The sequence below is a fragment of the Mesorhizobium sp. M7A.F.Ca.MR.245.00.0.0 genome (genome assembly GCF_003997415.1).
Classification (GTDB): domain Bacteria; phylum Pseudomonadota; class Alphaproteobacteria; order Rhizobiales; family Rhizobiaceae; genus Mesorhizobium.
Genome location: NZ_RZTE01000057.1, coordinates 23,897 through 32,048, shown reverse-complemented (window position 1 = coordinate 32,048; position 8,152 = coordinate 23,897). Strand labels below are relative to the sequence as shown.

Here is an 8,152-nt window from a genome sequence, read left to right as displayed (position 1 = left end):
GATCGGCTCTATTTGGCAGAATCTGCGGGATTTCGGAGCGACCCCATTGGCGGATGTGCGAACCTGGCACAGAGCCACCCAAAATTACCTCTCAAGCCCCTATACAGGGGGCGTTCGAGAGAAAGTTCGCCGCGATACTCACAAATTCGCGTCAAAATCCCGATATATCATCCCTGGCTAATTTAAGAGCCGGTCAGGGCCAAGAGTCAAGCACAATTAACGGTTGCTTAACCTTGACGACCGCAACATGGTTAACGGCTTTGGCCGGATCCCCTCCGACTGCCTCGACCCGTCGGTGAATTTCCAGCACCGAAGAGTTTGCCGGCTCGCCGCCAGACTGACTGCTCGGTAGCGGCTATTCCTCCCCCGATACGCGTAGGTTAACCAAATCTCAATAATCATATTCAACAAACAATTAATTTAGTTGACGCTAAGAAAGCATTAGCTAATTCTAATCCTGGGATTTTGGGAGCTTCCAGCCACCTTGTCGGCGGAAGCCCAAAGTGGCGGGCGAGTAAGTGTATGAGTGCTTCCGTGCATGATGGCGTCGTCGGCCATAAGAGCAGACGGGCGCATCGATCTGAGGCGGCTCTGGCAGTCACTGCGCAGAAGGGACCCTTTCTGGTGCCCGTGCTGTCGGCCATTCAGCAATGGATCCTGAGACTGGCGCTGGCTTTCTGGTTCTGCACACTCGGGTTTTTCTGGATCTGGTGGCTGAAGCCGGAGCATGTCGAACATCTCGGGCCATACACGTTCGCAACACTCATCCTGGTATGGCTCACGCTCATGCCGTTGTACTTTCTCTTGAACGTGCATGCGTCGAAAAAACCGTCCAAGCTTCACACGATCCCGAAGCGTTCGCGGGTCGCGATGGTGGTCACCAAGGCCCCCTCCGAACCGTTTGCCGTCGTTGCGCGCACGCTCGAAGCGATGCTGGCACAGGATTACCCGCACGATACCTGGCTGGCCGACGAGGATCCCTCCGAAGAGACAGTTCGCTGGTGCGACGCTCACGGCGTGATGATTTCGACGCGGCGCGGCAGGCAAGACTATCACCGCACGACATGGCCACGCCGGACGCGCTGCAAGGAAGGCAATTTGGCGTTCTTCTACGACCACTATGGCTACGAGCGTTACGATTTCGTCGCCCAGATGGATGCGGACCATGTACCGACGCCAACCTATCTGAGGGAGATCCTGTTTCCCTTCGCCGATCCCTCGGTTGGCTATGTCTCGGCGCCGAGCATCTGCGACAACAACGCCGCCGAGAGTTGGGCGGCGCGCGGCAGGCTGTTTCCGGAAGGGATGTTTCACGGACCGCTGCAGTCCGGCCATACGGGCGGTGGAGCTCCGCTCTGCATCGGCTCGCATTATGCCGTGCGGACCAAGGCGCTGAAGCAGGCGGGCGGTCTCGGTCCTGAACTGGCGGAAGATCACTCCACCTCCATGTTGATCAACGCGGCCGGATGGCACGGCGTGCATGCGCTCGACGCCATCGCCCATGGCGATGGCCCGCAGACCTTCGCCGACCTCATCACCCAGGAATTCCAGTGGTCGCGCAGTCTGATGACGATCCTGCTCGAATATTCGCCGAGCTATCTCCCAAAGCTGTCGCCGCGGCTGAGATTCCAATTCCTCTTTTGCCAGCTCTGGTATCCGCTGTTCGCCGTCTTTGCGTTGCTGATGTACGTCATGCCGGTCTATGCGCTGTCTACCGGGCGCAACTTCGCCAATGTCATGTATCTCGACTTTTTGTTCTACTATCTGCCGAACGCGGTCGCGCTGGTTGGCCTGGTGATGCTGCTGAAGGCGTTCGGCCTCTCGCGCCCGATGACGGCCAAGACGATCAGCTGGGAAGGCACGCTGTTCCTCTTCTTCGCGCGTTGGCCTTGGGTGCTGGCCGGCACGTTGTCGTCGATCCGCGACTATCTGACCAAATCGTTCGTCGATTTCCGCGTCACGCCCAAGGGCAGCGGCCCCAAGCACCTTCTGCCGGCTCGCGCCCTCACTCCCTATGTGGCGCTGGCCATCGGCGCGGCACTGCCTGTCCTGCTCGTTGAGAACCCCTTCGATGCCACTGGCTTCTACTGGTTCGCCGCCTTCAACGCCTTCCTCTACGGGCTGCTGGTTGTTGTGATTGTCGTAAGGCACGTCATCGAAAACAGGATTCCGTTGCGAGCCAATGCGGCGAAAGTCGCCTTTCAGGGGTCGCTTGCCGTGCTGGCGCTGATCGTGCCCGCCGCGGGCTTCTACGATCGCGGCATGGAAGGCGTCTACGGACTGCAGCAGGGCGCCGGTGGCCTGCGCATCGTGCGCATCGCCTATGTGGTTTCCGGCGCCGGCCAGGGCAACATCGGTGGCCGCAATTTCTACTTCGATCCAGGTTGGGAAACGCGGCGCTGAATGCTGGAGGCGTCCGCGTAGCGGGCCGGCACTCTGGACGGCTGCAGGCACGAGCCCAATAGATCAAACTTTAATTATATCCGATCGATTGCCGAAAGGCCGCGTTCATCGTGTCGTTTGCATGATCTTTAATAAGTTTCCCCTAATATATAATCCATGATGTGAGCGGCGATAGGCTGCTCGCGTGGCGCGGAAGCCAAAAAGCAAATAGATCTCCGCGCTGCAACGAATTATATTCGTGGTAGGGGACTATGATGAACAAAGTTATGGAAAGAAGGGCAAGGATCGGCGCGAAATATGCTTGTGCATTTGCCGCCGTTGCATTGATCTCGATACTCTCAGGTTGCCAGAGCAAGGACGCGACCAAGACCAGTTCGATCGGCACAAAGTCCGTGGTGCATACGCTCGGCAAGAAGGTGCACGACGTCAAGAAGAAGCGGCTGCATCTGTTCAACCGCAAGCCGCTCACACAGACGACCATGGTGACGCGTACGAGGGAGGAGGCCTATGCGGCCTTCGTGCGGCCGCAGCGTGTCGGCAGGCCGGCGCCGGTGAAGGTCTCCTACCGTCTGGGCAATGGCGGCCCGTTCCTGGGCCGTTCGCCTTGGATTTGTGGCCCGAGCGGTTTCGGCCAGCGCGCCAGCTGCCGTTCGCGCTACTAGACCATCGGACCTAAAAGTGGCGGCGCGATTTGAATGAAGGATCCGCCGCTCTTGTCTTCGCCAGGGGGCGCGAGTCGAGGGCGAGAGGTTGGCGCAGACGTTGCGCCTTGCCTCTTGCCCTCAGGCCGCCATTCCTGGGATCAATGAACCCTGCCAGTCCGCCGTTGGCCTGAAACCAAAATCCCTCCCAGCAAGCTATCGATGAAGCCACTGCCCCGGTCAACGCTGGGGACGGAGAGCCTCGATGGCGTCCCGATCACCTCATGATGGCCGGCGCGGGCGGAGCCAGCCGTCATTGTCACTGCGCGCCGGCTGTGGCCGCGCGACATAGGCCGATGCTCCATTCGCTTCGTGATAGACCCGTGCCAGCATTTCAGCCAGCACGCCCGACGTCACCATCTGCACCCCGGCGATGAGCAGGAAGAAGCCGGTGAACAGCATCGGTCGCGTTCCAATGTCTTCGGCGAAAAGCAGCTTCAGGCAAAGCAGGTAGGCAAGGATCAGCGAACCCAGCGCGCCAAGCACGATGCCGATGCCGCCGAAGAAATGCCCGGGCCGTGTGCGATAGCGCATGAAGAAATACATGAACACCAGATCGAGCACGACCCTGAAGGTGCGTGAAATACCGTATTTTGACTGACCGTGGATGCGGGCATGATGCGTCACCACCTCCTGCGCGATGCGTCTGGGTGTCGTCACCGTGGCCAGCCATGCCGGGATGAAGCGGTGCATCTCGCCATAGAGCTTGACGCTGCGGATGACGTTGCCGCGATAGACCTTGAGGCTGCAGCCATAGTCCTTGAGGCGCACCCCGGTGACCCGCGCGATCAGCGCGTTGGCAATGCGCGAGGGGAGCCTGCGCATGAAAAACCCTTCCTGGCGATCCTTGCGCCAGCCCACCACCAGGTCGAGATCTTCGCTTAGCAGGCGGTAGACCATACGCGGAATGTCGTAGGGATCATTTTGCAGGTCGCCGTCGATCGTGGCGATGACGTCGCCGCGCGCCGCGTCGATACCAGCCTGCATCGCGGCGGTCTGCTTGTAGTTGCGCACCAGCTCGACCGCATGCACATGCGGGCCGTAATGCGCCGCCAGGCGCCTGATCTCGCTCACCGTCGCGTCGGTGCTGCCGTCATCGACCAGCACGACCTCCCACGGCTGGCCATAGCGTTCCATCGCCTGGTGAATCCGTGCCAGCAGCGGTTCGACGTTTTCAGCCTCGTTGTACATGGGTACGACGATCGACAGTGTATGCTCCGGCATCACCGCGCCGTCAGGCAGTCCCGAAGCAGGGATGGGCAATATGTTCATAGGGATGGTTTCCTTGCAGGGCCGACGGCCGGGTTCCCCGGCAGCGTCGATTTCGAGGGAAACAGCCAGGCGATCGCACCCGTGGCGATTGCCGAGCAGAAGATGAACAGATGCAGTGCCAGCGCTGCCTGAAGGCCGCTCTTGATGGCAATGCCGGAGGTGAGCAGCGCCGCCGCTGCACCCGCTTCGTAGGTGCCGAAGCCGGCGATGCCTTGCACCGGCAGTATGGCGGCGCCTTCGGCCCCGACGACGCCTGGAAAGGCGGTCGAAAAGGATGTCCCGAGTAGCATTGCCAGCAACCATCCCTGTACAGTGAGCTTCAGCGACCAATTGGCGATCGTCCACCACCAGCCATAGCGCGATCGGCCGGTCGCCTCGGTGAAGACATCGCGCAGCCTGCCGAGTTTCGCCACGATCTTGCCGCGGCCTGCCCAGTCATGCGGCGCACGCGCCCAGCGCGGCAGATACCAGGCGGCACCGATTACCGCGGCCACGCCCGCGATCCTTGTCGCCGGATGCAGGCCCGGCCACACCGCCAGGGCCAGCACGCCGACGACGAAGGCATCCTGCAGCCTGAACCACAGCAGCGAGGCGCTGGCGCGCATGATCGGTATGCCGAAGACCTGGCGCAGGAGCAGGGGAAATGCCGTCTCGCCGCCGCGGAAGGGCACGACGTTGATCATCGCATTGTGGATCAGAATGACGCGCAGGCAGGCGCCGAAACGGCCATGCACCTCCTCGCGGAACTCGTCGCAGACGCGCAACGCGCGCAGCACGTAGGTGACGAACAGCGCAAGCGCCACGGCCGCGAAAGCGCCGGGCGTGATGCTCGCGAAAGCATCGCCCACCATCTTCCAGCGCGAGTCGCTGGCGACCCACGCTAGTAGGGCCAGGGTCACGATTACTGAGATTGCTCTTTTCAACCAATTCTCCGCCGGTTTCCACCGCCGAGTTCAAATGGCAGCACCGCGTGGTGCCCGAGTATCCCTACCGCCATCCGGGATCGGTTCGCCTGGCCCACCGCCTTGCCGACTTTCGGTAGGAGAACGCGGGCCGCCGAACCGTCGGGACCATATCCTGTCCAAGGCCCACAGCCCCAGACTGTCGCAGTTCTATGGACGGCTGATCCTATAGACCAGCAAATCGTCCGAATCCACAAGCTTGGTTGCGGTCTTGTCGAGATAGTCGATGACCCCGTCATGATGCTCGATGAACAGCCGGTCCTGCTTGTCGGCGGCGTTCTTGGCCGTGCCGAACAGGTCCGCGCCTTGCGCGCGCAACTCCTCGAGCTGCGCGATCGCGGTGGCATCGTCCGCTACGAATTTCGACCATTCGACATCGCCGCCGCCAGGCGGGAACACCCAGCCACGCGCTCTGCTGTAGTAGACGGCGACGGGATCGCCGACCTCGGGCGCAATGGCGACGACGAGGTCGCCCGGCTGCGCTAACCGCGCCAGTTCGTCGCCAAGCAGCTTGCCATCCATGGCGATCGGCGTCTTCATTGTCCTGACAAGGGGAAAAGTCGACCAGATCAGCGTGACGGCCGCGATGCAGATCGCGCGCAGCACGACCGCCGGGGACAGAACGGGTCCCGATGCAAGCGTTGCCAGGAGAAACGCGCCGCGGCCGCAGAACATCGCAAATGGCACATGGAAGATGTGGTAGTTCCAGGGATTGCTGGTGATCTCGCGCGCTGCCGCCAGATAGATGACGATGGCCGCAGCCAGCCAAACATAAGGGATGGCCGAAAGAGTGCGTTGCTTGGGGGCTTCGACGGGTCTGGGCGGCAGCCAGAAGCCGATCGCGATCAGCACCATGAACGGATAGCCGTAGAACCACCAGACCGAGGTGTTCCATACGGATTTGAAGTAGAAGCTGTTCCTGAAGAATGTCCAGAAACCGGAATCCCAGATATAGCCGCTGCCCGCGACATGAAACGGCGGATAGCTGCGGCCGAGATAAATGGCCCAGCTGAAATAGGCGCCGATGATGGCCAAGCTCAAAAGCCCCAACAGGAAGACCTTGGCCGCCTGCTTTCGCTTCTTCTCAAGAACCCAGGAAACCATGAGGTAGAAGATGACGGCGCCGGCGGCGAGGCCCGGCGGCTTTGCCAGCACGCCGAGCGAGAAGCTCGCCGTGGCAAGCGGCAGGAGCCAGCCGCTGCCGCCGGCCCAGTATTTCGCGAACAGCCAGACGCCGAGCGTCACCAGGGCCAGCATCGCGGGATCGGGAAGAAACGAGCTGTCGATCATGATCGCCGCCGGCATCAGCGCGTAGGCAAGCGCCGCGGCGTGAGCGTGGGTCTCGTCCCAGCATAACGCCGTTAGCCTGTGCAGCGAAAACACCGTCACCAGACCGAAGAAGGCCGCTACCATGCGGCCGAACCAGTCGTGCCAGCCGAAGAGTTGATAGAGCAGGGCGGTCAGATAGCTGACGATCTGGAACTCGCGGCCCTGATAACTTGGCCCGGGTCCGGTCCAGCTGACCTCCGGGAAGAAGATGTTCCAGCTGCGCTGCTGGAAATTGTCGGCCATCATTGCCGTGCTTACCTCGCGCCAGCTGAAGGCATCGACGAGTGGCAAGGTGATGTTGTGGAACCTGAACACGACCGCAATGAACAGGATGCCCAGCAATATCGCCATGTTGGGGCTCAGGGTGCTGCTAGCAGCCATCTCCCGGTCGCTTGACTGCAGGTATTGCTGACCTTCGGCCTGATTCAACTCCGGGTCGTCCGTCATTTGAAACCGCGTCCTCCCTGACGTCTGCGGATGTTGCTTTTGAGCGCGATTGTCGGAGGTGGAGGAATATACGACGCAATTCTTAATTTTGACGATTGCGGCTGCGTGTGTCTCGAATAGTTGTTGTTTATCCGCTTTGCGAAGGTTGACATCACCGTTCTCGCGACTGTTAAATAGTTTCCTAGGCTGTCAGAGCGCTGATAGTGCTACCTTGGGCCAAACAGGCATGTGCACGCCAATTGTACCGACAGATCTGACCAGATTGCCGCCGCTTTGCGTCGACCGTCGGCAACACAGACCCCGTCGGTTCGCAAGTTGCACGCAGCTTATGTTTCTCCTGGCCCTCTGCGGCCAGACGGCGCTTTCGGGAACAGCCCATGCGGCTGCCGCCAAAGACAGCGGACCGGCGCAAGCGGTTGTCGCCACCGTTCCGACTGCCTACGAGCTGTCGCTTCTTTACGCCGATCGCACATGGGTGTGGAAAAACGGAGCAGCCTATTTCGCACAGGGCAATCGACGCCTCGAGGCCTGGACGTCCGGGCCGGACACGGCATCTTTCGCGGCGGGCAGATGGCTGGTCACCAGCAACGGTAAGATGTGCATGGAACTCGCCTGGCGGTCGAAGGGCTACACCGGCAAGCAAAAACGCACCTGCTACAGCCACCGGATTCAGGGCGGGAACATCGAGAAACGCGAGGATCCGGATGGGGAATGGTACAGTTTCAAGCGATCTCCCGAGGATGCTTCCGACGAATACCGGAAATTCGAAGTCGGTAACCCGAAGGGCGCGCAGTTCGAAGAGACCCGCAAGCTGGTCGATTCCAAAAATTAGGTACGCAGCCGACCCATCCTGACGAGTTGAACAAAATCACTCAATCCCGCTTTCGAGAGCGGACTGCAATTGCAAAGCACCTGTCAGGGATCTGGCGAATCGCTTATGGTAGGACATCAAGCAGTTCGGCTGGAGCCGTCGGTGCGCCGATCACTGGTTGATGGCATTCAACTTTATCTGACAGAACGACGAGACGATGGGCCCTA

General features: G+C 60.6%; 6 protein-coding genes. 3 read left to right on the top strand and 3 right to left on the bottom strand.

What is annotated here, in order from left to right; translation table 11 throughout:
• The first annotated feature begins 522 nt into the window (after positions 1-522).
• Both EOB80_RS31775 and EOB80_RS31770 read left to right on the top strand, forming a co-directional pair.
• A complete protein-coding gene (locus tag EOB80_RS31775; protein ID WP_127331855.1) occupies positions 523-2,403 on the top strand; it encodes a cellulose synthase catalytic subunit in 1,881 nt (626 codons plus the stop codon).
• A 254-nt stretch (positions 2,404-2,657) separates the two neighbouring features.
• Positions 2,658-3,065: a hypothetical protein gene (locus EOB80_RS31770; RefSeq protein WP_127319809.1), complete on the top strand. Its 408-nt coding sequence runs from the start codon at positions 2,658-2,660 to the stop codon at positions 3,063-3,065.
• A 261-nt stretch (positions 3,066-3,326) separates the two neighbouring features.
• On the opposite strand, the gene EOB80_RS31765 is transcribed toward EOB80_RS31770, so the two are convergent.
• The 3 genes from EOB80_RS31765 to EOB80_RS31755 form a co-directional block, all read right to left on the bottom strand.
• A complete protein-coding gene (locus tag EOB80_RS31765) occupies positions 3,327-4,328 on the bottom strand; it encodes a glycosyltransferase family 2 protein (RefSeq protein ID WP_245466491.1) in 1,002 nt (333 codons plus the stop codon).
• Positions 4,329-4,372: 44 nt separating this feature from the next.
• On the bottom strand, positions 4,373-5,299 hold the full coding sequence (locus tag EOB80_RS31760; RefSeq protein WP_127331851.1) for a lysylphosphatidylglycerol synthase domain-containing protein: 927 nt from the start codon (positions 5,297-5,299) through the stop codon (positions 4,373-4,375).
• 189 nt (positions 5,300-5,488) lie between these two features.
• Positions 5,489-7,114 (bottom strand): glycosyltransferase family 39 protein, encoded by a 1,626-nt coding sequence (locus EOB80_RS31755; protein ID WP_127331849.1) that lies wholly within the window; start codon positions 7,112-7,114, stop codon positions 5,489-5,491.
• A gap of 328 nt (positions 7,115-7,442) precedes the next feature.
• Here EOB80_RS31755 and EOB80_RS31750 point away from each other — a divergent pair, with 328 nt between their 5' ends.
• Positions 7,443-7,946: a DUF995 domain-containing protein gene (locus EOB80_RS31750; protein WP_127270645.1), complete on the top strand. Its 504-nt coding sequence runs from the start codon at positions 7,443-7,445 to the stop codon at positions 7,944-7,946.
• Positions 7,947-8,152 lie beyond the last annotated feature (206 nt).